We start from the raw sequence: 25,644 nt of genomic DNA, 5'->3' as shown, positions 1-25,644 counted from the left end.
GGCTCAGGCCCAGCGCCCAAGAGGGCGAGCGTAGCCCGCCGTTTAAGGAGAAGAGGGCCGAGCGCAGCCAGCTGAGGGCAAGAGGGCGCGCGTCACCATCCGTCGGGACCTCTGATGAGGCGGTTGGAACTGCCGCGGGAGGTGATCCAAGCAGGTGCAAATGTGCTAGGATCGTCGGCATGAGTTCATCCATGCCCCGTCCAATCCTGCCGCCCCTCGGCGGCCGTTTCCGCCTTAACCCGGTCGCGGTGCGCCTTGCGCCGCTGTTCGGCTTCGCGCTGCTGATCGTGTCATGCGCGCTGGGAAGCTTTGCATTGGCCTGTGCCACGCCGTTTGCGGCTTGCGCGGTTGTCGCCGCCGCCATGCTGCCGCTGCGTCCGGCGCTGCTCGTCGTCACGGGCGCCTGGCTGGTGAACCAGGGCATCGGCTTCGGCGCGCTGCACTATCCGATCGACCCCAGCACTATCGCCTGGGGCTTCGTCATCGGCGCTGCTGCGCTGCTATCGACCGCAGCAGCATCGACGGTCCTCCGTAGGCTGCCGCAAGGCCGCACGCCGCTGATGCTTGCGATTGCATTCGTTGCCGCCTACGCGGTCTATGAGTTCGCGCTGCTTGCCGCGACGCCGGTCCTGGGCGGCGAGGGCGCCTTCACCGCCGCCATCGAGACCCGGATCGGGCTGACCAGCGCCATCTGGCTCGCCGGCCTCGTCGCCGCCTGTGAGATCGTCCGTCTGGCCGATCCGTTCGGGCGCGCGATGCGGAACGCCTGAGCGCCAACCAAGGCACTGAAGTCCGGTCATGCCGATAACCGGACCTTTGCCCAGCGCTGCAAGGCGACCGCTGTCCAAACCGTCTCGACAAACTCGAACGGCCAGGCGCCCTGGAGAAAGCCATAGACCCCGCTGAGCGCGCAGGCTGCCGCGAAGGCCAGCACGAAATGCGGTCCGCGCGGCTCGAGCGCGTAAAACAGCAGCATCGCACTGACCGACAGCAGTCCGAAGATTGTGATTGCGTGCATCAGCCGGCCGGAGGCTTCGGCTTCTTGGCGACACCGAGGGTGTGGAAGACGGCGGGCCCCATCACCGGCCACAGCGCGGCCGTCGCGGTCAGAACGGTCGCGGCGCACATTGCAGCCAGCACGGACGATCGGATTTTCAAGCCGCGCGTCCGCGATCGACAGACGATCCAGACCCAGGCGCAGACCACGACGGCGATGGACAGTTTCGTCATCAGCCCGTGCGCATGGTCGAGCACCGCGATCAGGCTGCCCACGCTGGCGAGCACGACAGCGGGTAGGGTGAACGGCAGCACACAGCACGCCGTGCAGGCTGCCGCGACAACCGCGGTTGCGACCGCCGTGCCGGCGGCCTTGCCGCCGCCTGGTTCGACCCTTGGTTCGGTCTGGGCTCCGCAGCCGCATCCTGGCGACGTCTCGGACGAAAGGCTGCAGGACGGTCCTATAACGCTCATGTGATTCTCCTCATGCTTGTGCGCCACGGACCGGATCGCTACGCCCTCAAGCCACTTGAGGTTCAAGCGAAAAGTGAGAGCTCCATGAGAATTGGCGTCCTCGCCAAGACGGCCGGCGTTTCGGTTCCCACCATCCGCTACTACGAGAGCATCGGTCTTCTGACGCCGCCGGCGCGCCAGGGCGGCCAGCGCATCTACGGCAGCGACGCTCTCGGGACGCTCAGCCTTGTCAGGCATTGCCGTGAGCTCGACTTCTCCATCGACGAGACGCGCGACATCCTCGCATCGGTTCAGCGGCGCTTGCCCTGCAGCGATACGAAGACATTTGCAGAGAAGCATCTCGGATCGATCAGGAAGAAAATTGCGGAGTTGCGGACACTGGAAGCGACCATGGTCGCGCTGGTCAGCGGCTGTGAGACGACGTGCAGCGGCAGTGCTGCGCCGGACTGCGTGATCCTGCAGCCAGGATGCGGGCCCGCCTGATCCCGGATAGCGCCTTGAAGTGCACGATGCCGTTGCGGTTGCCTGTCGGGCAAAACACTTGATCATTTCCCGACATGTCCGTGTCAAGCCGGGGCATCCAAAATATTCCGCTTTACCGAAATTCGGAAATGGCGTATGTGTCGCGCATCCCGGCTCATCCTTGAGGGCGATCTTGTGGTCGTCATGTTCGCGAGCCGGGCTTGCGGTGGACGCGGCAGCGTTCGGGTGCGAGAGGCCAAGGGCAGGGCGGATTGCTCTCCGTGAGCCCAAGGCTGCGTTCCGACGAGCGGCGCTGCTAGGCTTCGTCTCGTCTGTAAGTTTTCGGCTCCACGACAGGGCTGGAAAAACTGCGGCGAAATGGCGAGCCGTGCGTACGGCAAAACCGTGTGGTCCTGGCCGTCGTTGCTACCGTCAAGCTCTTGCGGATGCGGCATCTGCGTCAACCGGCGCGGTACCGGTGACTTCTGCAAGGGCGAGGGAGGCCAGAGAGAATTCGGCTCCCGGGAGAGCACGGCATAAGCCGTCCAACCATCGCGCAGGGAAGGCCGAGTGATTGGCTACACCTGTATGCTGCTGTGCGGTTCTCTCTGCGTGTGCTTTTCGCGCAGCGGACCGCGGGTGCCAGCCGGCACCCGGCCTTCCCTGCGCCCTCTTGGATAAAGGGGCGGAATGACCAAGCAAAGCTCGGGCGAAATATGCCGCGAGGACGCGAAGCGTGTCTGCAATCAAAATGCGAGCTGGAAGAGTGCCGCTGCCGCCTCATAGTCCGTCATTGCTGCGCTCAAAGACGATGTGGAGAGAGTGTGCACAACACTTCGATCTGTGGCCTGGACGCAGCGCCCTTGCGGCGCGTCCGGACAGGCGGGGAGATGATGAAGCGCCGACTCACCTTGGCTGCGCCTCGTGGTCGCGCCGAAGTTGCAACGCAGGCACGCACCGGAAACTTGAAGTTGTGGATTGTCCTCCCGCCGGGGGTATCGCAGTAAGCTCGATCGTGTCCTCACGGCCACGATTGTGCCGTCCGTGCAACACCCGTCACGGATTTAACCATCTTCTCTGTCCGTTCGCAACGACGCCGCTTTTTGGCCACACCCGAGCATGAATAAAATCACTCGAATATTTTAGCGGCAGCGGTGATCCTGGAAGACGACGGAAATCCCCAAGGTCGATTCAAAAGGTCGATTCAAATCTTGGCTCTGATTTTTCGGGTCTGAAAGGGTTGGCCGGGGAAACTGGTTTGCGATGGACGCGAAGAGCAACATCAAGCAGAGGCTGCCGAGCCGTCACGTGACGGAAGGTCCTGCGCGCGCGCCCCATCGCTCCTACCTCTACGCCATGGGTCTGACCACCGACCAGATCCACCAGCCCTTCGTCGGCGTCGCCTCGTGCTGGAACGAGGCCGCGCCCTGCAACATCTCCCTGATGCGCCAGGCGCAGGCGGTGAAGAAGGGCGTCGCAGCCGCCGGCGGCACACCGCGCGAATTCTGCACCATCACCGTAACCGACGGCATCGCGATGGGGCATGACGGCATGCGCTCCTCGCTGCCGTCGCGCGAATGCATCGCCGATTCCGTCGAATTGACGATCCGCGGCCACGCCTATGACGCTCTCGTTGGCCTGGCCGGCTGCGACAAGTCGCTGCCGGGCATGATGATGGCGATGGTCCGTCTCAACGTGCCCTCGATCTTCATCTATGGCGGCTCGATCCTGCCCGGCAATTTCCGGGGCCAGCAGGTGACCGTGCAGGACATGTTCGAAGCCGTCGGCAAGCACTCGGTCGGCGCAATGTCGGACGAGGACCTCGACGAGATCGAGCGCGTGGCGTGCCCCTCGGCGGGTGCCTGCGGCGCGCAGTTCACCGCCAACACGATGGCGACCGTCTCCGAGGCGATCGGGCTGGCCTTGCCGTACTCGGCCGGTGCTCCGGCACCCTATGAAATTCGCGACGCCTTCTGCATGACCGCGGGCGAGCAGGTCATGGAGCTGATCGCCCAAAACATCCGGCCACGCGACATCGTCACCCTCAAGGCGCTGGAGAATGCCGCCGCCGTGGTCGCCGCGTCCGGTGGCTCGACTAATGCTGCACTGCACCTGCCGGCAATCGCGCACGAGTGCGGCATCAAGTTCGACCTGTTCGACGTCGCCGAAATCTTCAAAAAGACACCGTACGTCGCGGATTTGAAGCCAGGCGGCCGTTATGTCGCCAAAGACATGTTTGAAGTAGGTGGCATACCGCTTCTGATGAAGACGCTGCTCGACAACGGATTTCTCCACGGTGACTGCATGACCGTCACCGGTCGAACGATCGCCGAAAACCTCAAAAGCGTGAAGTGGAATCCGCACCAGGACGTGGTGCACCCGGCAGACAAGCCCATCACCGTCACCGGCGGTGTGGTCGGTCTGAAGGGCAATCTGGCGCCAGAAGGTGCGATCGTGAAAGTCGCGGGAATGTCCAACCTCAGGTTCACCGGTCCGGCCAGGTGCTTCGACCGTGAGGAGGATGCTTTCGAGGCCGTCCAGAAGCGCACCTACCGCGAAGGCGAAGTCATCGTGATCCGCTACGAGGGGCCGAAGGGCGGTCCCGGCATGCGGGAAATGCTCCAGACCACCGCGGCGCTGACCGGCCAGGGCATGGGCGGCAAGATCGCGCTCATCACCGACGGCCGCTTCTCCGGCGCCACCCGCGGCTTCTGCATCGGCCATGTCGGGCCGGAAGCCGCCATCGGCGGCCCGATCGGGTTGCTGGAGGACGGCGATATCATCGAAATCGACGCGGTCGCCGGTACCCTTAACGTAAAATTGAGCGACCAGGAGCTTGCCAAACGCAAGACCAAATGGACCGCTCGCGCGACTAACCACACGACGGGCGCGCTCTGGAAATATGCTCAGCAGGTTGGACCAGCGGTCGGTGGGGCAGTGACCCATCCGGGCGGCGCGCACGAGAAACAGTGCTATGCGGACATCTAGGCGTACCATCGTTGCATTTGTGTTGGGGGCTACTGCGCTGGCCGCGCCGGCGCTCGCCTTTGACGGCGCACCCGTCAGCCAGAAGGATGCGACCATCCCGGTGGTCACGACCTTGCCGGGCGCAGCAGGCAAGGTGCGCAATGTACCGCCAGTCGTGCCCCAGGAAACCTCGCTCAGCGCCCTGCAATATGCCGCGGAGGGTGGCCACCCCATCGCGCAGTGGAAGCTCGGCCGCATGTACGCCAATGGCGACGGCGTCGCCCAGGACGATGTGCGTGCGTTCGAGTATTTCACCCGCATCGCCAACGCGCACGCCGAAGACAGCCCGTCCGCGCCGCAGGCGCAGATCGTCGCCAACGCCTTTGTGGCGCTCGGCCGCTATTATCTCAGCGGCATCCCGAATTCGAAGGTCAAGCCGGACCAGGAGCGGGCGCGGGAGATGTTTTCCTATGCCGCGTCCTATTTCGGCAATGCGGATGCGCAATACGATCTCGCCCGCCTGTACCTGAAGACGCCGGACGCTTCGCGCGAGGATTTCCGCTACGGCGCGCGCTGGCTTGGGCTCGCCGCGCAGAAGGGTCAGCACGAGGCCCAGGCGCTGCTCGGCCAGATGCTGTTCAACGGCGACCGCCTGCCGCGGCAGGCCGCCCGCGGCCTGATGTGGCTGACGCTGGCGCGCGACAGCGCAGGCAGCGACGAGACCTGGATCAAGGAAAACTACAACCGCGCCTTCGCAAAGGCCTCCGACGACGATCGCGCCATGTGCCTGCAGATGCTGGAGCAATGGGTGCAGGGTCGACGGGAGTGATGGGTTGAGGCGGCCTCACGCCGCCTCAAGATCGAGATCCGCCCACACCGGCACGTGGTCCGACGGCTTCTCCCAGCTGCGCACATAGCTGTCGATGCCGACATTGGCGAGCCGGTCGCTGGCCTGTGGCGACAGCAGAAGGTGGTCGATCCGCAGGCCATGGTTCTTCTGCCAGGCGCCGGCCTGGTAGTCCCAGAAAGTGTAGAGCCCGGGCTCGTCGGTGACGGCCCGAAGCGCATCGGTCAGGCCGAGGCCGAGCAGGGACTGAAAACTCTCCCGCGTCTCGGCCTTGAACAGGGCGTCCTCGGTCCAGGCGGCGGGATTATGGACGTCCCGGGCATGCGGGATGACGTTGAAGTCGCCTGCGAGGATCAGCGGCTCCTCGGTCTTGAGGCGCTCCTTCGAATACTCAAGAAGCCGCGACATCCATTTGAGCTTGTAGGGATATTTCTCGGTCCCGACCGGGTTGCCATTGGGCAGATAGAGGCAGGCGATGCGCAGCACGCCGGACTTAAGCGTCACCACGCCTTCGAGGAAGCGGGCATGCGCATCCTCGTCGTCGCCGGCCAGCCCCGACTTGGTCTCGTCGAACCGGAGCTTGGAGAGCAGGGCGACACCGTTGAACGTCTTCTGCCCGTGGGTGACCACGTTGTAGCCGAGCGCCTCGATCTCCAGCCGCGGGAAGGCGTCGTCGACGCATTTGATCTCCTGGAGGCAGACGATGTCCGGCTGGCACTCCTTCAGCCAGGTCAGGAGGAGATCGATGCGCTGCCGGACCGAGTTCACGTTCCAGGTGGCTATTCTGATGGGCATCTTGGCGGCTCCGGGCAGGGGCCATGGTTAGAACAAAATGCAAACGCGCCCGTCAAGGACGCTGCGAAATCTCCCACAAAATTAACCCGGCTTAAGTCGGGCCTGGGCCATTGATCGTGAAAAGGTTTTTCGAATGGGACGGCCGAACAAAGCCATGAAGCGAACCGAGCCCCGCGACGGGTTGATCGGCGCGTTCCTGTACTGGCTCGGCGGCTACGAGATCGAGGACGGCCTGACCGCCGGTCTCAGCGAGCGCGAGCTGAGCCGCATCCGTGCCAAGCAGATCGACGCGGTGATACGCCTGATCCCGGTGACGATGGCCGTCACTATGCTCAACGTCGCGGTGGTGCTGATTTTGTTCTGGGGCCGTGGCTGGAACGCGATCTGGGGCATGACCCTCGCCACCGCCGCCTCGCTCGCGGTGCGCGCGTGGCGGCGCTCCCACCAAAGCCCGCCGCAGGAAGCCTCGCCCCGCGCCGCGCGGCAGATGTTGCGGCAGGCGTTTTTCCTCGCCGCAATCTGGGGCACGCTGCCGGTCGCGCTGTTCAGCCGCATCGAGCCGACCAGCCAGCTCGTCCTGGCTTGCCTGATGGTCGGCATGATGTCCGGCGGTGCCTTCACGCTCTCGACCTTCCCGCGCGCGGGCCTCGTCTATCTCGCGACGACGACGATCGCCTGCGTCGCGGCGTTGCTGTTGTGCGGCACCGGGCCGTATCTCGTGACCGCGGTGTTCCTGCTGCTGTTCGCGTTCTTCATGGCGCGCAATATCGTCTCGCAAGGCAATCTGTTCCTTGGCAATCTCAAGGCCCAGCTCGAGCTCGAGCGGCAGACCGAGATCATTTCGCTGTTGCTGAAGGATTTTCAGGAGAATGCCAGCGACTGGCTGTGGCAGACGGACGCCGAGGGGCATCTGGTCGACGTGCCCGAGCGCTTCGCCGCGGTCGCACAGCTGCCACTGGCCTTGCTGAAGGGCTCGCATTTCGCCGACGTGCTCGACATGCTGTGCCCCGAAGACAAGAGCGCGGCCTACAATGTCGTCGGCCTGATGGAGCACGCCGAACCGCTGCACGAGATGAACCTCAAGGTCGTCGCCGGCGGCGAGGCGCGGCTGTGGTCGCTCACCGCGAAGCCGGCCTACGACCGCGACGGTCAATTCCTCGGCTATCGCGGCTTCGGCCGCGACGTGACCGAGCGCTGGCGCGCGGAAAAGGCCGAGGCCGAGAGCCGCGCCAAATCGGATTTCCTCGCGGTGATGAGCCACGAGATCCGCACGCCGATGAACGGCGTGCTCGGGCTTGCCAGCATGCTGCTGGAGACAAAACTCGATCCGGAGCAGCACGAGGCCGTCATCACGATCCGCGAGTCCGGCGACAATCTCCAGCGCATCCTCAACGACATCCTGGACCTCTCCAAACTCGAGGCTGGACGCTTCGCGTTCGAGGTGATCGACTTCGCGCCGCAGGCGCTGGTAGAGACATTGGCGACCGTCGTGCGCGCGAGTGCCAAGAGCAAGGGGCTCACGGTCAAGGTCAAGCTCGATCCGAACCTGCCGCCGACGCTGCGCGGCGATGTCGCGCGTATCCGCCAGGTCCTGCTCAACCTCGCATCCAACGCGGTGAAGTTCACCGACCAAGGCGAAGTCACGATCGCAGCCGTCTGTCAGGCCCGCCGCGATCTGCTCGCCACCGTCGAATGGAGCGTGACCGACAGCGGTATCGGCATCGCCCCCGAGAAGCTTGGCCAGCTCTTCTCCGACTTCGCGCAGGCCGACGCCTCGATCAGCCGCCGCTTCGGCGGGACCGGGCTTGGGCTTGCGATCTCCCGGCGCATCATCGAACAGATGGGCGGCACCATCGGCGTCACCTCGACGCCGGGCGAGGGCTCGACATTCAGCTTCACGCTGGTGCTGCCCTGGAGCCAGGAGCAGGCATCCGACTACATTGCCGACCGCGACGAAGCCGACTACCTCAAGGCGCGTATCGCGAGTCTCGACCGACCGCTGAGGGTGCTGGTCGCCGAGGACGACGCCGTCAACCGCATGGTCGTGAGCAAGATGTTAGGGGCCTTCGACGTCGAGCTGCGCGTCGTCACCGACGGCGTCGAGGCCGTCGCGGCGGCCTCGGAGGAAGACTACGATCTCGTGCTGATGGACGTGCGGATGCCCGACATGGACGGCCTTGCCGCAACCCGGGCGATCCGTGCGCAAGGTGGCCGATTCGAATCCTTGCCGATCATCGCGCTCACCGCCAATGCCTTCCCCGAGGACGTCAAGATCTGCCGCGAGGCCGGCATGTCGGACTTCCTGGCCAAGCCGCTACGCAAACCCGCGCTGCTGGCGGCGCTGCTGCGCGCGCTCGATGGACATGTGATGGCGGGAGACGCACCACTTCAGCCGGAGCTCATGTCGGTCGACGTGGAGTGGACGGACGAGGAAAGGCAGATGACCGGCGCCTAGCCGGCGACGTCAGATCGAGAAGCTGGTCCCGCAGCCGCAGGACGCCGTGGCGTTCGGATTGTTGACGCGGAACGAGGCGCCGATCAGATCGTCGACGAAATCGACCTGCGACCCCGCCAGGAACGGCTGCGAGGCGGAATCGACCAGCACCACCGCATTGTCCTGCTCGATCACGAGATCGTCGTCAGTGCGGGCACGGTCAATGTCGAACTTGTACTGGAAGCCGGAACAGCCTCCGCCCTCGACCGAGATCCGCAGCATCGCGCCAGACCCTTCGCCCTTGAGGATCTCCCCAATCCGGCGTGCGGCCTTGTCACTGATGGTCACGTCAGTCGTCATCGTTCGTCTCCGATAGGCCCGCGGTCACACCAAGGTCACCTGAAGGTCACGTGCCCTATTCAGTTGGTATCCCGCGTCCGGCATAGTTAAGTGCCACCATACGCAGAATCAAATGGATAGAGACTAAATTCGCCGTGTCCGTCGGAATGGCTGCCCCCCACGCGCCCTATGCCTGCGATCCGGAGCGCAGTCGCGGCCGATTGGTCGCGGAACCGCCAAGCCGGACCCGCAGCCCGTTTCGACGGGATTGCGACCGGGTGATCCATTCCACCGCGTTCCGCCGGCTGAAATACAAGACCCAGGTGTTCGTCTTCCACGAGGGCGACCACTACCGCACCCGGCTGACCCATTCGCTGGAGGTGGCGCAGATCGCCCGCGCGCTGGCCCGGCAGCTCGGGCTGGACGAGGACCTCACGGAAACCCTGGCGCTCGCCCACGATCTCGGCCATCCGCCGTTCGGGCACGCCGGCGAGCGGGCGCTGGACGCCTGCCTGAAGGATTTTGGCGGCTTCGATCACAACGCCCAGACGCTCCGCGTCGTTGCGGCCCTGGAACAGCGCTATCCCGAATTCGACGGGCTCAACCTGACCTGGGAAGCGCTGGAGGGCATCGTCAAGCACAACGGCCCGCTGACCGATCGCAGCGGTGCGCCGGCCGGGCGTTATCGCGAGCGCGGCGTTCCCGTCGGCATCGCCGACTACATCAAGATCTATGATCTCGAATTGTGGAGTTTCGCCTCGCTGGAGGCACAGGTCGCCGCGATCGCGGACGACATCGCCTATGATGCCCACGATATCGACGACGGTCTGCGCGCCGGCCTGTTTCACCTCGACGACCTCAAGGTGATGCCGCTGACCGCGGAGATTATCGCCGAGACTTCTGCGCATTACCCCGATCTCGAAGACGTCAGGCGCGGCGCCGAGCTGGTGCGCGAGCTGATCTCACACTTGATCGGTGCCGTGTTCGCCGAGGCCCAGATAAACCTTGCCGCCGTGAAACCGCAATCCGCACAGGACGTGCGCCAGCAGAGCCGGGCATTGATCGCATTCCCCGCCGCGGTCGCCGAGGAGGAGGCCGCCATCAAGCGCTTTCTCTATCAGCACATGTACCGCCACAAGCGGGTCATGCGGGTGATGGGCGAGGCGGAACAGATCCTGTTCGACCTGTTCGCAAAATACCTCACCTCGCCCGGCGAGCTGCCGCCGGAATGGCTGGTCGGGGCGGAGGCGGACAATGAGGGCGACCGGGCCCGCCGGATCGGGAATTTCATTGCCGGAATGACCGACCGTTTCGCCCTGACCGAGCACCAGCGGCTCTTTGACTCGACCCCGGATTTGCGTTAGGCGGCGCCCATGCCCGACACATCCTCAGCACTGCACCTGTTCGCCGACGTGCTCGCACGCGTGCACGCGGTCTGCCGCGCGCTCGCGGCGGAAGCCAACTGGCCCGAGGGCATCGATTTCTCGCGCGTGGTGGTCGAGCCGCCGCGCGATGCTTCCCATGGCGACATGGCGACCAACGCAGCCATGGTGCTTGCGAAAGAGGCAAAGGCAAAGCCGCGCGACCTCGCCGAGCAGATCGCCGAACGGCTGCGCGCGGACCCGTTGATCGCCAAGGTCGACATCGCAGGTCCAGGCTTCATCAACCTGACGCTGGAGCCGGCCGCATGGGCCGAGGCGCTACGGACCGTGCTGCGCGAGGGCGCCGATTACGGCCGCGTCCGCGGCGGCTCCAAGGTCAACGTCGAATATGTCTCCGCCAACCCCACCGGACCGATGCATGTCGGCCATTGCCGCGGCGCCGTGTTCGGCGATGCGCTGGCGAGCCTGCTTGAATTCGCAGGCCGTGACGTCACGCGCGAATATTACATCAACGACGCCGGCGCGCAGGTCGACGTGCTCGCCCGCTCCGCGTTCCTCCGGTATCGCGAGGCGCTCGGCGAAGACATCGGCGCGATGCCGGAAGGCCTTTATCCCGGCGACTATCTGAAGCCGGTCGGGCAGGCGCTGGCGCAGGAGCACGGCGACAAGCTCCTCGCCGTGAGCGAGGGCGCGTGGCTACCGACGGTGCGCGCCAAGGCGATCGCGATGATGATGGACGAGATCAAGGATGATCTCGCCGCGCTCAACATCCGCCACGACGTGTTCTTCTCCGAGCGCTCGCTGCAGGACGCCGGCAACAACAAGGTCGCCGAGACCATCGATTTCCTGCGCGCCAAGGGCGACGTCTACCAGGGCCGTCTGCCGCCCCCAAAGGGGGCTCCGGCCGAGGATTGGGAAGATCGCGAGCAGTTGCTGTTCAAGGCGACCGCCTATGGCGACGACGTCGATCGCCCGCTGGTCAAGTCGGATAATTCCTACACCTACTTCGCCGCCGATATCGCCTACCACAAGAACAAGTTCGACCGTGGTTTCGCGGAGATGATCGACGTCTGGGGCGCCGACCATGGCGGCTACATCAAGCGGATGCAGGCGGCGGTGAAGGCGACGACCTCCGGCAAGGGGGCGCTCGACGTCAAGATCGTCCAGCTGGTGAAGTTGCTGCGCAACGGCGAGCCGGTGAAAATGTCCAAGCGGAGCGGGGACTTCGTCACCTTGCGTGAGGTGGTGGATGAAGTCGGCCAGGACGCCGTCCGCTTCATGATGCTCTACCGCAAGAACGACGCGGTGCTCGACTTCGACCTCGCCAAGGTCATGGAACAGTCGCGCGACAACCCGGTGTTCTACGTGCAGTACGGCCACGCCCGCGGCCACTCGATCTTCCGCAACGCCCGGGCCGAGGTGTTCCCGGAACTCCCGGAGGAAACGGAAAAGCGCATCGCCTGGCTGGGTGAGTCGGCGGTGGAACGGCTGTCGGACCCGGCTGAACTCGACCTTCTTAAGCGGCTCGCAATATTTCCGCGCATGCTGGAAGCGGCCGCAACCGCCCACGAGCCGCACCGAATTGCCTTCTATCTCTATGATTTAGCCAGCGAATTTCATGCACTTTGGACGAAGGGGCGCGATTTGCCCTATTTACGCTTCATTATCAATAATGATGCAGATCTAACGAAGGCGCGGCTGGCCATGGTCCAGGGCGTCGTCTCTGTCCTGGCATCGGGCCTCGCCATCCTCGGCGTCCATGCTCCGGACGAGATGCGGTAGTTTGGGGCGAACTACTTAAGGGATTTCGGGGGTAACCGGCAGAAGCCGGATCGCTTAGACTTGGTTGAAAGCCTTGTGGGTCGAAAGCCGCGCCTTGGTCGAGGGGCGCGCGGCTTTCCCGAAGGGACGCATCATCACGATGGCCGAACGATATCAGGACAGACCGTTTCCTTCCGATGACTATCGCGGTGGCGATCAGCATGGGAGGGCGGAGAGCGGTGATCCCTTGGCCGAACTTGCCCGCCTGATCGGGCAGACCGATCCGTTCGCAGCGCAAGGGCGGCCGGGCGTGCACCCGCCTGCAGCACCTGCGCCTGCCCAGAGCTACCAGGACGACGACTATCGCCAGGACGATGGCCAGCAGGACTATGCCGAGCAGGCCCCGCCGCCGCCCGGGCCACCCTCATGGATGCGGCGCGCCAATGTGCAGCCGCAGACGGTGCCAGCTGAGCCTGCCTATCCCGCTTCCGTAAACCCGGTTCATCCACTGCATCGTTATTCAGCCCAGCCGACTGCGCCCGAGCCTGAACCTGATTATCGTCAGCCGCAGGCCTATCCGGATCAGGCCTATCAAGCTCGCACCCATCAGGGGCAGGCCTATCAGGATCAGGCATATCAGCAGCCCGATCAGGCTTACCAGGAGCAAGCCCACCAGCAGCCCGATCCGGCGCGCTACGACGAGGCGCTCTACGGACGGCTGGAGGCGGGCGAGCAGGACTATCAGCGCGATCCCGCCTATCCCGACGATCCTTACGCGTTCCAGAGCGACTATCCCGAGGCCGATCTCGACGAGCCGAAGAAGCAGCGCGGCGGCATGATGACCGTCGCGGCGATCCTGGCCCTTGCCGTGGTCGGGACCGGCGCTGCGTTCGCTTACAAGACCTATGTGGGCTCGCCCCGCAGCGGCGAGCCGCCGATCATCAAGGCCGACAACACGCCGACCAAAATCGTGCCGGCGCCGTCGGACTCCTCGGCCAAGGTACCGGACCGCATGGTCACCGGAGATGGCGCCGAGAAGATCGTGCCGCGCGAGGAGGCGCCTGTCGACGTCAACGCCAAGGCGGGAGGTCCCCGCGTGGTGTTCCCGGCGCTGAACCAGAACGCGAACCCGCCGCCAGTCGCGAGCGTGTCGCCGTCCAGCATTCCGCTGTCGAGTGCGGGCCCGAATCCGAGCAACGGCACGCTGCCGAACAATTCGCCGCGCGCGATCAGGACCGTGGCCGTGAAGGGCGATCAGACCGACGCCACCGCGTCGCAAGCGGCCACGGCCGCGAAACCGACAGCTCTCCCGAAGCCCGTTGCGGCACCAGCTGCACCACGCACGCCGCCGACCTCGGCCAATGCCAGTGCCAATCAGCCGCTCTCGCTTGCGCCGCAATCGGCGTCGGCCGCGGAGCCACCGCAGCGGATGGCTGCGACCAATCCGACGCAAATTGCGCCCGCGAGCAGCGGTGGCGGCGGCTACGTCGTGCAGGTCTCCTCGCAGCAGACCGAGGATAGCGCCCACGCCTCGTACCGGGTGCTTCAGAGCAAGTACGGCAGCGTGCTTGGCTCCCGCGCACCCGTGGTCAAGCGGGTCGACCTGACCGACAAGGGCAAGGGAATCGTCTACCGCGCCTTCGCTGGGCCGTACGGATCGCTCGAAGAGGCGAACCAGGCCTGCAACAGTTTGAAATCCGCTGGCCTGTCTGCCTGCTTCGTCCAGAGGAATTAACGGCCGTTTCCTTGACCCTCTCGCGGGTCAGGGTTAATCGGCCGTATGAGCACGCGGGCCTTCATTACCGGCGTTTCCGGAACGGAACTAACCGCCGCCGAGCGGGAGTTTATCCGCAGCGAACGCCCGTGGGGCTTCATCCTCTTCAAGCGCAATGTCGAGACGCCGGCTCAAGTTGCTGCACTCGTTGCGGAATTGCGGGCGGTTGCGGGTCTCGCTGATGCCCCTGTCCTGATCGATCAGGAGGGTGGGCGGGTGCAGCGCCTGACGCCGCCGCATTGGCCGGTCTATCCGCCGGGCGCTATTTTCGCAGGCCTCTACGATACTGATTCGGCGCTCGGGCTGACCGCGGCGCGCCTCAGCGCCCGGCTGATCGCGTGCGATCTCGCAGATCTCGGCATTACCGTGGATTGCTTGCCGCTGGCCGACGTGCCGGTGGCTGGCGCCAACGCCGTCATCGGGAACAGGGCTTACGGCACCGAACCGGGAAAGGTCGCCGCGATCGCCCGCGCGGTCACTGAGGGCCTGGAACAGGGTGGCGTGTTGCCGGTGCTCAAGCACATCCCCGGCCATGGCCGAGCTACGGCCGATACCCATTTCAATCTGCCGACGGTCGACACGTCGCGCGACGAACTGGATCGCACCGACTTCGCGGCATTCAAGCCTTTGGCGGATTTGCCGATGGCCATGACTGCACATGTTGTGTTTAGCGCGGTCGACCCCGCCCATCCGGCGACGACATCTGCGACAATGATCGCTGAGGTGATTCGCGGCGCAATCGGGTTCCAGGGTTTGTTAATGAGTGATGACGTGTCGATGAACGCGCTGTCGGGCAACATCGCCGAACGGACCCGCGCCATTTTTGCGGCCGGCTGCGACATGGCCCTGCATTGCAACGGCAACATCGAGGAAATGCGTGAGGTCGCCGGCCAGACACCCGAACTGGCGGGCAGGGCGCTGGAGCGGGCGAACGCCGCGCTCGCTGCGCGTAAAGGACCGCAACCGTTCGATCGCGCGGCCGCGCGCGCCGAACTGGAGGCATTGATCGCACGGGCAAACACGGCATCGGCATGACCGCAGAAATCCTATCGTTTGAAACCGGGCGGCCCGCAGAGCTCGCCGAGGGTGAGCCGGCGTTGGTGGTGGACGTCGAGGGTTATGAAGGTCCGCTCGACCTGCTGCTCGCACTGGCGCGGCAGCAGAAGGTAGATCTCGCCAAGATCTCGATCCTGGCGCTCGCCGACCAATATCTCCACTTCATCGAAGCCGCGCGAAAGATCCGCCTCGAGCTCGCCGCCGACTATCTCGTGATGGCGGCATGGCTCGCCTTCTTGAAATCGCGTCTGCTGCTGCCGGAGCCGCCGAGTGCGGAAGGCCCGAGCGCCGAGCAGATGGCAACGGCGCTCGCCAATCGGCTGCGCCGGCTGGAGGCCATTCGTGAAGCCGCCAACCGGCTGATGAACCGGCAGCAATTGCTGCGCGACATTTTCCCGCGCGGCGAGCCCGAGCAGATCGCCGAGATCAGGCATCCGAAATATACCGCGACGCTCTATGACCTGCTCACCGCCTATGCCGCGCAGCGCCAGTCGCGCGTGCTGGCGAGCGTGCATCTGGCCAAGCGCACGGTGTGGTCGCTCGCCGAGGCGCGCGCCACGCTGGAGCGGCTGGTCGGCAGCATCAGCGAGCAAGACGATTGGGGCGTTCTCGACGATTTTCTGCTTCAGCATGTCGCCGATCCGACGCAGCGCGCGACGGTGCTCGCCTCGAGTTTCGCGGCTGCGCTCGAGCTGGTGCGCGAAGGTCAGCTCGAGCTGAATCAGAAAGAGGCGTTTGCGCCCATCTATTTCCGGAAGGGGCGCCCCAAGCCGGTCATGGACGCAGCTCCTGCGCCCGATGCGCCGGTCGCTTAGTGCAACAAGGAGAATCTGCCATGGCAAGCCTGGCTGAAGTGCGGGTAGAAGAGGCCGAGCCGATGGAGAACGAGTCCCAGGCACGTCCCGAAGAATTGCGGCTGCTGGAAGCGCTGCTGTTCGCTTCGAATGAACCGCTGGACACCGCGACGCTGGCCAAGCGCATGCCCGAGGGCGTCGACGTGAAGGCCGCGCTCGAGCAGTTGCAGGCCGACTACTCCCTGCGCGGCGTGAATCTCGTGCGGGTCGCCAACAAATGGACCTTCCGTACCGCGGGCGATCTCGCCTGGCTGATGACCCGCGAGAGCACCGAGACCCGCCGCCTGTCGCGCGCCGCGATCGAAGTGCTGGCGATCATCGCCTATCACCAGCCGGTGACGCGCGCCGAGATCGAGGAGATCCGCGGCGTCGTCACCTCGAAGGGCACGCTGGACGTGCTGCTGGAAACCGGCTGGATCAAGCCGCGCGGTCGTCGCAAGACGCCGGGCCGTCCCTTGACCTTCGGAACCACCGAGGACTTCCTGTCGCAGTTTACTCTGGAACAGCTCGGCGATTTGCCGGGCCTGGAGGAGCTGAAGGGCACGGGCCTGCTGGATTCGCGCCTGCCGACCGGATTCAGCGTGCCGACGCCGTCGGATGACCCGACTTTGCGGGAAGACGAGGATCCGCTGGAGCCGGGCGAGGACCTTGATCTGGCGCTGGCGCCCGCGGTCGAGCCCGAGACGCCGCCGGAAGGCGGCCATGAGGGGGGCGGGGGTGGCAGCGAGGACTGAAGTCCCGGCCTTTTACCGGCCGCCTGCGACCAGTTAACACTAGCAAAATTACGTAGCGCCAACAGCGAATTGGCGCTGCCTTGGTCCTTGTTTTTGACACCTGCCAAGCCTAGGTTTCGGTGAAGATCGGCCGGTCCCCGGCCATGCGCGTTTGGAGGGTTGCAGGATGGGTTCACTCAGCATTTGGCACTGGGTCCTGGTGATCGCAGTGGTCCTGCTGCTGTTCGGTCGCGGCAAGATCTCGGATCTGATGGGCGACGTGGCGCAGGGCATCAAGGCGTTCAAGAAGGGCATGCAGGACGACGACAAGGTCGCCGACAAGCCCGAGCCGGCCAAGTCCATCGAGCACAACAATGCCGCGCCGACCGCGGCACGGTCGGACGTCGGCAGCAAGGCCGTCTGAGCCAGAGAGCACGCGAGACGCGGGTAGCGGACCCGATCCTGCGCGCGAGGGATTGGGCCGGCTGCGGCTGGCGTGAACGGAAGACCTCATGTTCGACATCGGGTGGAGTGAACTGGTCCTGATCGGGGTCGTGGCCCTGATCGCCATCGGCCCGAAAGAGCTGCCGGGCGTGCTGCGCATGGTCGGGCAGTGGATGGGCAAGGCGCGCAAGATGGCCGCCGAATTCCAGGGCCAATTCCAGGAAGCGATGCGCGAGGCCGAAATGGCCGACCTCAAGAAGAGCTTCGACGAGGTCAAGGAAGCGGCTTCCGGCTTCGCCGGCAACAATTTGATGACCTCGCTCCAGAAAGACGTCAGCGACGCGCTCCGCGTCGATGCGCTGGACAAGCCCGCCGAGACCTCGATCTCCACCGCTGTCGAACCGTCGGCGACTTCAAGCGAAGCGCTGACGACGCCCACCACGCCGGAAGCGCCGACGCCGGAGACCTTCGTGGAAGCCGAGGCACATGCGGCCGTGAACGAGCCGCTCGCCATCACCCGTGAGGTCGAGCAGGCGCAGGTCGCTCAAGGTTCGGTCACGCAAGATTCGGTCACCCAGGACACTGCGCCGGCCGAGGCGATTAAGGGCGCCAAAGCGTCATGAGCGCCGCCGATATCGAGGCCAGCAAAGCTCCCCTGATGGACCATTTGATCGAGCTGCGTTCGCGGCTGATCAAAGCGCTGCTCGGCTTCGGCATTGCCTTCATCTTCTGCTTCTTCTTCGCCAAGCAGATCTACAACGTGCTGGTCTGGCCGTTCGTGTGGATCGCGGGTCCCGAGAACTCGAAATTCATCTACACCGCGCTGCTGGAATATTTCATCACCCAGCTCAAGCTCGCGCTGTTCGGCGCCGGCTTCATCTCGTTCCCGATCGTCGCGACACAAATCTATAAGTTCGTCGCTCCCGGACTCTACAAGCACGAGAAGCAGGCCTTCCTGCCGTATCTGGTCGCGACCCCGTTCTTCTTCGTGCTGGGCGCAGCACTGGTCTATTTCGTCGTGCTGCCCATGCTGGTCCGCTTCTCGCTCGGCATGCAGCAGGCCGGCAGTGACGAGACCGCGCAGATCCAGCTGCTGCCCAAGGTCGGCGAATATCTGTCGCTGATGATGTCGCTGATCTTCGCCTTCGGCATCGCCTTCCAGCTTCCGGTGATCCTGACGCTGCTGGGGCGCATCGGCATCGTCACGTCTAAAATGCTGCGCGAGAAGCGCCGCTATTTCATCGTCGTTGCCTTCGTCATCGCGGCCGTTCTGACCCCGCCCGATGTGCTCAGCCAGTGCTCGCTCGCGATTCCCTTGCTCGCGCTCTACGAGGGCTCGATCATCGCGGTGGGAATTGTGGAGAAGAAGGCTGCAGCTTCGCAAGCCTCTAGCGGCACCGACGTATCGACGCCGGCCAATCCGGCAGAGTAGGGCGCCCCATACTCCGGTGTCATTCCCCGCGAAAGCGGGGAATCCAGTACGCCGCGGCCTATCGGGGAATCAGTGATGTTTCTGGAATACTGGATCGCCCGCTTTCGCGGGCGATGACAGCCGTGCTAGGGGAAGCAGCCATTTGCATAAATGCAAATCCAGGATTTGCAGGGTTGCAACAAGCCCCAGGACCACGGCCATGCACGACATCAAATCGATCCGCGACAACCCGCAAGCCTTCGACGCCGGCCTCGCACGACGCGGCCTGAAGCCGATGTCGGCATCGCTGCTTGCGATCGACGAGACCCGGCGTGCGGCGATCCTGGCTTCCGAGCAGGCGCAGGCGCGGCGCAATGCGGCCTCAAAGGAAATCGGCGATGCCAAGAAGACGAAGGACGAGGCGCGCGCGGCGAAGCTGATGGCGGAGGTCGCCGAGCTCAAGACCACCATGCCGGAGCTCGAGGCGACCGCGAAGGCTGCCGACGAGGAGCTCGCCAAGGAGCTGGCGGCGATCCCCAATCTGCCGCTCGGCGAGGTGCCCGATGGTGTCGACGAGCACGGCAATGTGCAGCGCCATGTCTTCGGCAACAGGCGCAACTACGCGTTCGTGCCAAAACCCCATGACGATCTCGGCGCCGCGCTCGGTGACATGGATTTCGAGACCGCAGCGAAGCTCTCCGGCGCGCGCTTCGTCGTGTTGAAGAAGGGACTGGCGCGGCTCGAACGCGCGCTCGGCCAGTTCATGCTGAATCTACACGTTGACGAGCACGGCTATACCGAGATCAATCCGCCGCTGCTCGTGCGCAACGAGATCATGTTCGGCACCGGACAATTGCCGAAGTTCGAGGACGACCAGTTCTGGGCGATCAAGGGCGAATTGCTCGCCGCGCCCGACCATGAGCGGCTCCGGACCGAGCGTCTCGGGATCATTCCGACCGCGGAGGTGGCGCTCACCAATCTCGTCCGAGAATCCATCCTCGACGAAAAGCAGCTGCCGATGCGGCTGACTGCGCTGACGCCGTGTTTTCGCGCGGAGGCGGGCGCCGCAGGGCGCGACACCCGCGGCATGATCCGGCAGCACCAGTTCACCAAGGTCGAACTGGTCTCGATCACGACGCCGGAGACGAGCAAGGACGAGCACGAGCGCATGCTCGCCTGTGCCGAGGAAGTGCTGCGACGGCTTGAGCTGCATTACCGCGTGATGACGCTGTGCACCGGGGATATGGGTTTCTCGTCGCAAAAAACCTATGACATCGAGGTCTGGATGCCGGGTCAGGGCGACGGCGGGGCATTCCGCGAGATCTCAAGCTGCTCGGTTTGCGGCGATTTCCAGGCCCGCCGGATGGACGCGCGCTCGCGCGGCCCCGATGGCAAGCCGCGGTTCGTGCACACGCTCAACGGCTCCGGCACAGCGCTAGGCCGCGCGTTGATCGCCGTGATGGAGACCTATCAGCAAGAGGACGGCTCGATTGCGGTCCCCAGCGTGCTCCAGCCCTATATGGGCGGGCTGAAGGTGGTCGCACGCGACTAGGCGTGCCGCCAATCTGAAACGGAGAAACGTTTGGTTGCGAAGATCGGGCGGCCGGTTATCCTGCCGGCCACCCGACAACGCGAACCGATCGTTCATGGCCTTGCACCGCGATATCTTCTGGGTCGGCAGACAATGGGCGGTGACGGGTGCCGGTATCCAGGCCGTCGATCAGCGGCTGCGTGGCGTGCTCGACATCGCGATCACGCGGCTCTGGGACGACGATCTGGTCCAGAGCCGGCGCGCCAAGCCCGGTGTGAATGCCGCGGATTTCGACCAGGCACTGTCGCTGGCACGCGAACGCTTTCCGCAGGCGCCGGTGCCGGACGCGTTCGTCGCACAGCTGGAGGCGCTCGGCGTCATCGAGGCTCCCATCGTGAGCCCGGTCGTGCCGGCGATGAAATTGCACGCGGAGGGCCGGCTGGCGCGCTTCCTGCCGCAATGGCGCGTTCGCCGATAGCCGGCCAAGCCGGCAACAACCGGGTGCCGCCCCCAGCCGGCCGGTTTGCCTGATCGGCCCCGGCCGGATAAGACGGCTCAGACCCGCTTCAGGAATCGACCTTTCCCATGCGCATTCTCTGCACCAATGACGACGGCATCCACGCCCCCGGCCTCAAGGTCCTGGAGGAGATCGCGCGTGCATTGTCCGATGACGTCTGGGTGGTCGCGCCTGAGCTCGACCAGTCCGGCGTGTCGCATTCGCTGTCGCTGAACGATCCGCTGCGCCTACGCGAGGTCGGACCGCGGCATTTCGCGGTGCGCGGCACGCCGACCGACTGCGTCATCATGGGCGCGCGCCACATCCTCGGCGCCAAGCTGCCCGATGTCGTGCTGTCCGGCGTCAACAAGGGCCGCAACGTCGCCGAGGACGTGGTCTATTCCGGCACCATCGCCGGCGCGCTGGAGGGCACCATCCTGGGGCTGCCGTCCTTCGCCCTGTCGCAGGAGTTCAGCGTGGAGACCCGCGACCGGCCGCTGTGGGACACGGCCCGCAAATTCGGGCCCGACATCCTGCGCAAGGTGATCGCCGCCGGCATCCCGAAGGACACCGTCATCAACGTCAACTTCCCGGCCTGCGCGCCGGAGGATGTGCTGGGCATCCGCGTGACGCGGCAAGGCAAGCGCAATCTCGGCTTCCTAAGGATCGACGAGCGCAGGGACGGCCGTGGCAATCCGTATTTCTGGATCGGCTTCGAGCGCACCGCGATGATGGATACGCCGGCCGACGGCACCGATCTCGCGGCGCTCCGCGAACGCTACGTCTCCGTCACGCCGCTCAGGCTCGACCGGACCAACGAGGCGTTTTCCGAGGCGCTGAGTGCGACGCTGAAGTAAGTCCGACGCTGAAGTAATCCGACCTGGAATGGGGCCTAGCCGCCGCGAAGCGCGGCTTCGATGGTCTTGCCGAGGGCGTCGAGCTGAAATGGCTTCTGAAGCGCCGGCCGATCGCGGTACTGCTCGGGCAGGCCCGAGGAACCGTATCCGGTGGCGAAGATGAACGGGCAGCCCTTCGCCTTGATGACATCGGCGACCGGCGAGATGACCTTGCCGTTGACGTTGACGTCGAGAATGGCGATGTCGAACTCGGTTGCCTGGGCGAGCCGCATGGCTTCGGTGATGTCGCCCGCCTCGGCTGCGATCTTGTAGCCAAGCTCTTCGAGCATGTCCGCGACCATCATCCTGATCATCACCTCGTCTTCGACGAGGAATACAGAGCGGCCAGTAAGCCCCGTCGCGGTCATGGTCGAGTCCTTGCCCATTGCCAAAAACGTTCGCAGATAACATGAATCGACGCAATGCGCGTTTCGACGAACGGATGCCTGAAAATGGCCATCGCGGCTCGCCCGTTGCAAGCCAATTTATGGTCAACTACGCCATCCGAAGCCTATCATGGGTTCCCTGAGCCGGAACAGGAATCTCGCGCCCGGGTTGGGCGTCCCGGACCGCAAACACAGCACAAGCAGGCAATGACCCCCCATCAGCACCCGCCGGAAAAGATGATGTTTCAGCTCACGCTGAGGCGTCGGGGCATCAGCGACCAGGCGGTCCTGAGGGCCATGGAGGAGGTGCCGCGCGATCAATTCGTCGACGACGCCGATCGGGACGGCGCATATCGCGACAGCGCGCTCCCGATCGCCTGCGGGCAGACCATCAGCCAGCCCTTTGTCGTCGCCTACATGACCGAGCAGCTCCAGCTTCAGAAGAAGCACCGCGTCCTCGAGATCGGCGCCGGCTCGGGCTACCAGGCGGCGGTGCTGTCGCGGCTCGCCGGCCAGGTGTTGACGGTCGAGCGCTACCGCAAGCTTGCGGATGCCGCACGTATCAGGCTTGAAAAACTCAACTATCACAACGTCGAGGTGATGCTGGGCGACGGACTCAATCTGCCCCCCAATATTGGCCCGTTCGATCGCATCATCGTCACGGCCGCGATGGAGCAGCTCCCGGAGAACCTGGTCGAGCGGCTGGAGGTGGGTGGCATCCTGATCGCGCCCGTCGGCCCGCATCAGGGGGTGCAGACGCTGATCCGGCTGAGCCGGACCGAAGCCGGGATCGAGCGCAAGGAACTCGTCGAGGTCCGCTTCGTGCCGGCGCTGCCCGGCGTGGCGCGGGAGCTGTAGAATTCCAGATTGGCTGCGCTGCCAACATCTTATTGGGAGGGTTAAGCCGTTATTTACTCGGCGCGTGTTTACTTAAAACACCAGTTCTGTTGCGTACGAGTGAGTAACCATGTCCGTTGCCGCCGAGTTGCTTTACTCGCGCCGTGTGCCGCAGGTCGCGGTGCTGGCGCTGATCTCCTTCAGCTTCGCAGGGTGCAGCGCCGACATGTCGTCGCGCATGTCCCAGTCGAACTTCTCCAATCCCTTCGCGCAGGAATCGACCGGTTCGGTGCAGCAGGCCCCGCCGCCGCAGCGTGAGTTGCCGCAATATTCGCGGCCGCAGACGCAGTCCGGTTATTATCAGTCGCAGCCTTTGCCGCCGGCGGTATCCACGCCGCAATCCTACCCCGTTGCAGCAGGCGGTGTGTCCGGAGGCGGACGCGGCGTGGGCTCCTACGCACCCCCGGCGCAGCCGCATCTCGAGACCACGGCCACCGTGCCGCCACGCTCGGTTGCAGCCGCCCAGCCGGTCGGCGGAACCAAGATCATCGTCGGCACCAGCGATACGCTCGACCTGCTTGCCAAACGCTATCGCGTCACGCCGCAGGCGATCCTCGCCGCCAACGGCTATAAGGGGCCGCGCGCGCTCTCGCCCGGCCAGCAACTGATCATTCCGCACCAAGCTACGGCGGCTGCGCCCGCGCCGCTCATGGCTCCCGTTGCCGCTGCCCCAGCGCCCGCTGCGAAGCCGGTTGCGGCCGTTGCCGCGCCGTCAAGCACGCACTTCGTGAACCACGGCGACACGCTCGCCAGCATTGCCCGCAAGAACCATATCTCGGCGGCCGAATTGGCCCGCGCCAACGGCCTCGATCCCTCTGCAAAACTCAAGCTCGGCGCCAGGCTGGCCGTGCCCGGGGCCAAGACCGCCGCTGTCGCAGCACCGCTTGCCGCGGCTCCGGTCGGAGCCGCTCCCGTCGCGGGGACGCTGCAGCCGGTTGCTGCCGCGCCTGCGCCCGCCACCAAGATGGCCGCCGTCGCCGCGCCGGTGCAGAGCGCGCGCCTGGCCCAGGCCACCGCCAACGTCGAAGACAAGGCCGCGGACACTCCCGCGAAAGCTGCGGAGACCACCAGCGCGCTGCCGACTTTCCGCTGGCCGGTGCGCGGCAAGGTGGTCACGAGCTACGGCGCCAAGACCAATGGCAAATCCAACGACGGCATCAATCTCGCGGTGCCCGAGGGCACGCCGGTCAAGGCGGCCGAAGACGGTGTCGTTGCCTATTCCGGCAACGAGCTGAAAGGTTACGGCAATCTGGTCCTGGTTCGGCACTCCAACGGCTACGTCACCGCATATGCCCATGCGAGTGAGCTGATGGTGAAGCGCGGCGATACCATCAAGCGCGGCCAGGTCATTGCCAAGTCGGGTCAATCCGGGGAGGTGGCGTCGCCGCAGCTCCACTTCGAGATCCGCAAGGGATCGAGCCCGGTTGATCCGCTTCAATTCCTGAACGGGGCGTGATGAGGCCTACATTGTCTCCCAACTGAAGCTGTCGTCGCCCGGCTTGACCGGGCGACCCAGTACGCCGCGGCCTCTCGATCGATCACAACCGTCTCTGGAATACTGGATCGCCCGCTTTCGCGGGCGATGACAGTTTTGGGTTGGGCTATGACTGTGGCTACGTCGCCGCCAGCTTGACGCCGAGCCGTCCCGCAAGCTCCTGGACGAACTGCCAGGCGACACGGCCCGAGCGCGAGCCGCGCGTCGTCGACCATTCAAGTGCCTCGCGTTCCAGCGCGTCGTCGTCGATCTTCACGCCGAAATGGCTGCAATAGCCCCGCACCATGGCGAGATATTCGTCCTGGCTGCAGCGGTGGAAGCCGAGCCAGAGGCCAAAGCGATCCGACAGCGAGACCTTCTCCTCGACCGCTTCGCCGGGATTGATCGCGGTCGAGCGCTCGTTCTCGATCATCTCGCGCGCCAGCAGATGGCGGCGGTTGGAGGTGGCGTAGAGGATGACGTTCTCCGGCCGCCCCTCGATGCCCCCTTCCAGCACCGCCTTGAGCGATTTGTAGGATGCATCATTGCCGTCGAAGGAGAGGTCGTCACAGAACACGATGAAACGGAAGGACGAGGCACGAAGCTGCTCCATGAGGGAGGGCAGGCTCTCAATGTCCTCGCGATGAATCTCGATCAGCTTCAGTCTGTCGGCCGGTTTGCGCTCCGCGTTGATGCTGGCATGCGCCGCCTTCACAAGCGACGACTTGCCCATGCCGCGCGCGCCCCAGAGCAGCGCGTTGTTGGCGGGCAATCCGTTGGCGAAACGCTCGGTGTTCTCCATCAGGATGTCGCGCATCCGGTCGACGCCCTTGAGCAGGAACATTTCGACGCGGCTGACCCGCGGCACCGCCGCAAGGCGGCCGTCCGGGTGCCAGACGAAAGCATCCGCCTGCTTGAACGACTCGCGTTCGGCGGCGGGCTTGCCTTGCGCGGAGAGGTGCGCCGCAATCGTCTCCAGCGCGCGAACGATGCGCTGCTGGGAGACGTTTTGGTTCGTCTTGGACGTCGTCTTGGAAATCGTCTTGGAAGCCGCCTTGAGGGCCACCTTGGGACGTTTTGCCGCGACGCGGGCTGCCTTCGCGGCAGGGGTGCGAGGGCCTTTGCCGGCCGGGCTTTTGCTTGGTTTTTGGGGCATGTCCGAAGTTCCTGAGAATGCAGCCTTATCGGGCCTGTGCGCGCGCCGCAAGGTGGCTAAAAGGGCGGTCTGGCAGCGTTGCAATTGGGGCAATGGCCG

The 25,644-nt window shown here is 64.9% G+C and carries 25 protein-coding genes; 19 read left to right on the top strand and 6 right to left on the bottom strand.

Annotation, left to right across the window (positions count from 1 at the left end; genetic code table 11):
- Window positions 1-191 precede the first annotated feature (191 nt).
- Complete coding sequence (locus ACIPUD_RS20855) at window positions 192-770, top strand: hypothetical protein (protein ID WP_446481454.1); 579 nt, start codon at window positions 192-194, stop codon at window positions 768-770.
- A 26-nt stretch (window positions 771-796) separates the two neighbouring features.
- Here ACIPUD_RS20855 and ACIPUD_RS20850 read toward each other — a convergent pair whose 3' ends face one another.
- Window positions 797-1,018 (bottom strand): hypothetical protein, encoded by a 222-nt coding sequence (locus ACIPUD_RS20850; protein WP_446481453.1) that lies wholly within the window; start codon window positions 1,016-1,018, stop codon window positions 797-799.
- On the bottom strand, window positions 1,018-1,470 hold the full coding sequence (locus ACIPUD_RS20845; RefSeq protein ID WP_446481452.1) for a hypothetical protein: 453 nt from the start codon (window positions 1,468-1,470) through the stop codon (window positions 1,018-1,020). Before ACIPUD_RS20845 ends, ACIPUD_RS20850 begins: the two co-directional genes overlap by 1 nt.
- An 84-nt stretch (window positions 1,471-1,554) precedes the next feature.
- Between ACIPUD_RS20845 and ACIPUD_RS20840 the strand changes: the two genes are divergently transcribed.
- The 3 genes from ACIPUD_RS20840 to ACIPUD_RS20830 all read left to right on the top strand — a co-directional run bounded on the left by ACIPUD_RS20840 (window position 1,555) and on the right by ACIPUD_RS20830 (window position 5,728).
- A complete protein-coding gene (locus tag ACIPUD_RS20840) occupies window positions 1,555-1,953 on the top strand; it encodes a MerR family transcriptional regulator (protein WP_317244184.1) in 399 nt (132 codons plus the stop codon).
- Between the two features lie 1,242 nt (window positions 1,954-3,195).
- Entirely contained in the window at window positions 3,196-4,920 is a 1,725-nt protein-coding gene (gene ilvD, locus ACIPUD_RS20835) for a dihydroxy-acid dehydratase (RefSeq protein ID WP_446481451.1), read from the top strand.
- Window positions 4,907-5,728, top strand: a complete 822-nt coding sequence (locus ACIPUD_RS20830) for a tetratricopeptide repeat protein (protein ID WP_007590646.1) — start codon at window positions 4,907-4,909, stop codon at window positions 5,726-5,728. Before ilvD ends, ACIPUD_RS20830 begins: the two co-directional genes overlap by 14 nt.
- 15 nt (window positions 5,729-5,743) lie before the next feature.
- Here the strand turns inward: ACIPUD_RS20830 and xth are convergent, their stop codons facing one another.
- Window positions 5,744-6,541 carry an exodeoxyribonuclease III gene (xth, locus tag ACIPUD_RS20825; protein WP_247487485.1) on the bottom strand — a complete coding sequence of 266 codons (798 nt, stop codon included), beginning with the start codon at window positions 6,539-6,541 and terminating at the stop codon, window positions 5,744-5,746.
- Window positions 6,542-6,674: 133 nt separating this feature from the next.
- Between xth and ACIPUD_RS20820 the strand changes: the two genes are divergently transcribed.
- Window positions 6,675-8,996 (top strand): ATP-binding protein, encoded by a 2,322-nt coding sequence (locus tag ACIPUD_RS20820; protein ID WP_446481450.1) that lies wholly within the window; start codon window positions 6,675-6,677, stop codon window positions 8,994-8,996.
- A gap of 9 nt (window positions 8,997-9,005) precedes the next feature.
- Here ACIPUD_RS20820 and erpA read toward each other — a convergent pair whose 3' ends face one another.
- The gene (gene erpA, locus ACIPUD_RS20815; protein ID WP_007610737.1) at window positions 9,006-9,335 is read right to left on the bottom strand and encodes an iron-sulfur cluster insertion protein ErpA; all 330 of its coding nucleotides are present in this window, start codon (window positions 9,333-9,335) and stop codon (window positions 9,006-9,008) included.
- Window positions 9,336-9,469: 134 nt separating this feature from the next.
- Here erpA and ACIPUD_RS20810 point away from each other — a divergent pair, with 134 nt between their 5' ends.
- The 12 genes from ACIPUD_RS20810 to surE all read left to right on the top strand — a co-directional run bounded on the left by ACIPUD_RS20810 (window position 9,470) and on the right by surE (window position 21,593).
- Window positions 9,470-10,678: a deoxyguanosinetriphosphate triphosphohydrolase gene (locus ACIPUD_RS20810; RefSeq protein ID WP_026233487.1), complete on the top strand. Its 1,209-nt coding sequence runs from the start codon at window positions 9,470-9,472 to the stop codon at window positions 10,676-10,678.
- A 9-nt stretch (window positions 10,679-10,687) separates the two neighbouring features.
- The gene (gene argS / locus ACIPUD_RS20805) at window positions 10,688-12,478 is read left to right on the top strand and encodes an arginine--tRNA ligase (RefSeq protein ID WP_446481449.1); all 1,791 of its coding nucleotides are present in this window, start codon (window positions 10,688-10,690) and stop codon (window positions 12,476-12,478) included.
- A gap of 139 nt (window positions 12,479-12,617) precedes the next feature.
- On the top strand, window positions 12,618-14,192 hold the full coding sequence (locus tag ACIPUD_RS20800) for an SPOR domain-containing protein (protein WP_446481488.1): 1,575 nt from the start codon (window positions 12,618-12,620) through the stop codon (window positions 14,190-14,192).
- A gap of 45 nt (window positions 14,193-14,237) precedes the next feature.
- A complete protein-coding gene (nagZ, locus tag ACIPUD_RS20795; protein ID WP_446481448.1) occupies window positions 14,238-15,266 on the top strand; it encodes a beta-N-acetylhexosaminidase in 1,029 nt (342 codons plus the stop codon).
- Complete coding sequence (locus ACIPUD_RS20790; protein ID WP_027518127.1) at window positions 15,263-16,102, top strand: segregation and condensation protein A; 840 nt, start codon at window positions 15,263-15,265, stop codon at window positions 16,100-16,102. The genes nagZ and ACIPUD_RS20790 overlap by 4 nt, the downstream gene beginning before the upstream one ends.
- Before the next feature lie 20 nt (window positions 16,103-16,122).
- Window positions 16,123-16,875, top strand: a complete 753-nt coding sequence (scpB, locus tag ACIPUD_RS20785; protein ID WP_018458030.1) for an SMC-Scp complex subunit ScpB — start codon at window positions 16,123-16,125, stop codon at window positions 16,873-16,875.
- A gap of 166 nt (window positions 16,876-17,041) precedes the next feature.
- Entirely contained in the window at window positions 17,042-17,278 is a 237-nt protein-coding gene (locus tag ACIPUD_RS20780) for a twin-arginine translocase TatA/TatE family subunit (RefSeq protein ID WP_007610722.1), read from the top strand.
- An 88-nt stretch (window positions 17,279-17,366) separates the two neighbouring features.
- Window positions 17,367-17,921: a Sec-independent protein translocase protein TatB gene (gene tatB / locus ACIPUD_RS20775; RefSeq protein ID WP_018458029.1), complete on the top strand. Its 555-nt coding sequence runs from the start codon at window positions 17,367-17,369 to the stop codon at window positions 17,919-17,921.
- On the top strand, window positions 17,918-18,730 hold the full coding sequence (gene tatC / locus ACIPUD_RS20770) for a twin-arginine translocase subunit TatC (protein ID WP_018458028.1): 813 nt from the start codon (window positions 17,918-17,920) through the stop codon (window positions 18,728-18,730). The genes tatB and tatC overlap by 4 nt, the downstream gene beginning before the upstream one ends.
- Window positions 18,731-18,929: 199 nt before the next feature.
- Window positions 18,930-20,261 carry a serine--tRNA ligase gene (gene serS, locus ACIPUD_RS20765; RefSeq protein WP_018458027.1) on the top strand — a complete coding sequence of 444 codons (1,332 nt, stop codon included), beginning with the start codon at window positions 18,930-18,932 and terminating at the stop codon, window positions 20,259-20,261.
- Window positions 20,262-20,355: 94 nt separating this feature from the next.
- Window positions 20,356-20,718 carry a hypothetical protein gene (locus ACIPUD_RS20760; protein WP_247392816.1) on the top strand — a complete coding sequence of 121 codons (363 nt, stop codon included), beginning with the start codon at window positions 20,356-20,358 and terminating at the stop codon, window positions 20,716-20,718.
- Window positions 20,719-20,825: 107 nt separating this feature from the next.
- Window positions 20,826-21,593 carry a 5'/3'-nucleotidase SurE gene (surE, locus tag ACIPUD_RS20755; RefSeq protein WP_085353192.1) on the top strand — a complete coding sequence of 256 codons (768 nt, stop codon included), beginning with the start codon at window positions 20,826-20,828 and terminating at the stop codon, window positions 21,591-21,593.
- A gap of 35 nt (window positions 21,594-21,628) precedes the next feature.
- Here surE and ACIPUD_RS20750 read toward each other — a convergent pair whose 3' ends face one another.
- Window positions 21,629-22,000 (bottom strand): response regulator, encoded by a 372-nt coding sequence (locus ACIPUD_RS20750; protein WP_007590670.1) that lies wholly within the window; start codon window positions 21,998-22,000, stop codon window positions 21,629-21,631.
- 225 nt (window positions 22,001-22,225) lie between these two features.
- Here ACIPUD_RS20750 and ACIPUD_RS20745 point away from each other — a divergent pair, with 225 nt between their 5' ends.
- Together ACIPUD_RS20745 and ACIPUD_RS20740 are read left to right on the top strand one after the other, a co-directional pair.
- Complete coding sequence (locus tag ACIPUD_RS20745; protein WP_026233485.1) at window positions 22,226-22,876, top strand: protein-L-isoaspartate(D-aspartate) O-methyltransferase; 651 nt, start codon at window positions 22,226-22,228, stop codon at window positions 22,874-22,876.
- Window positions 22,877-22,985: 109 nt separating this feature from the next.
- Window positions 22,986-24,371: a LysM peptidoglycan-binding domain-containing M23 family metallopeptidase gene (locus tag ACIPUD_RS20740; RefSeq protein ID WP_204511287.1), complete on the top strand. Its 1,386-nt coding sequence runs from the start codon at window positions 22,986-22,988 to the stop codon at window positions 24,369-24,371.
- A 157-nt stretch (window positions 24,372-24,528) separates the two neighbouring features.
- On the opposite strand, the gene ACIPUD_RS20735 is transcribed toward ACIPUD_RS20740, so the two are convergent.
- Window positions 24,529-25,545, bottom strand: coding sequence for an ATP-binding protein (locus tag ACIPUD_RS20735; RefSeq protein WP_317244189.1), 1,017 nt, complete (start codon window positions 25,543-25,545; stop codon window positions 24,529-24,531).
- Between the last annotated feature and the right edge of the window lie 99 nt (window positions 25,546-25,644).

The sequence above is a fragment of the Bradyrhizobium sp. CAR08 genome (assembly GCF_052871955.1).
The sequence above is the reverse complement of the archived record's forward strand: the minus strand, read 5'-3'. Positions and strand labels throughout refer to the sequence as shown.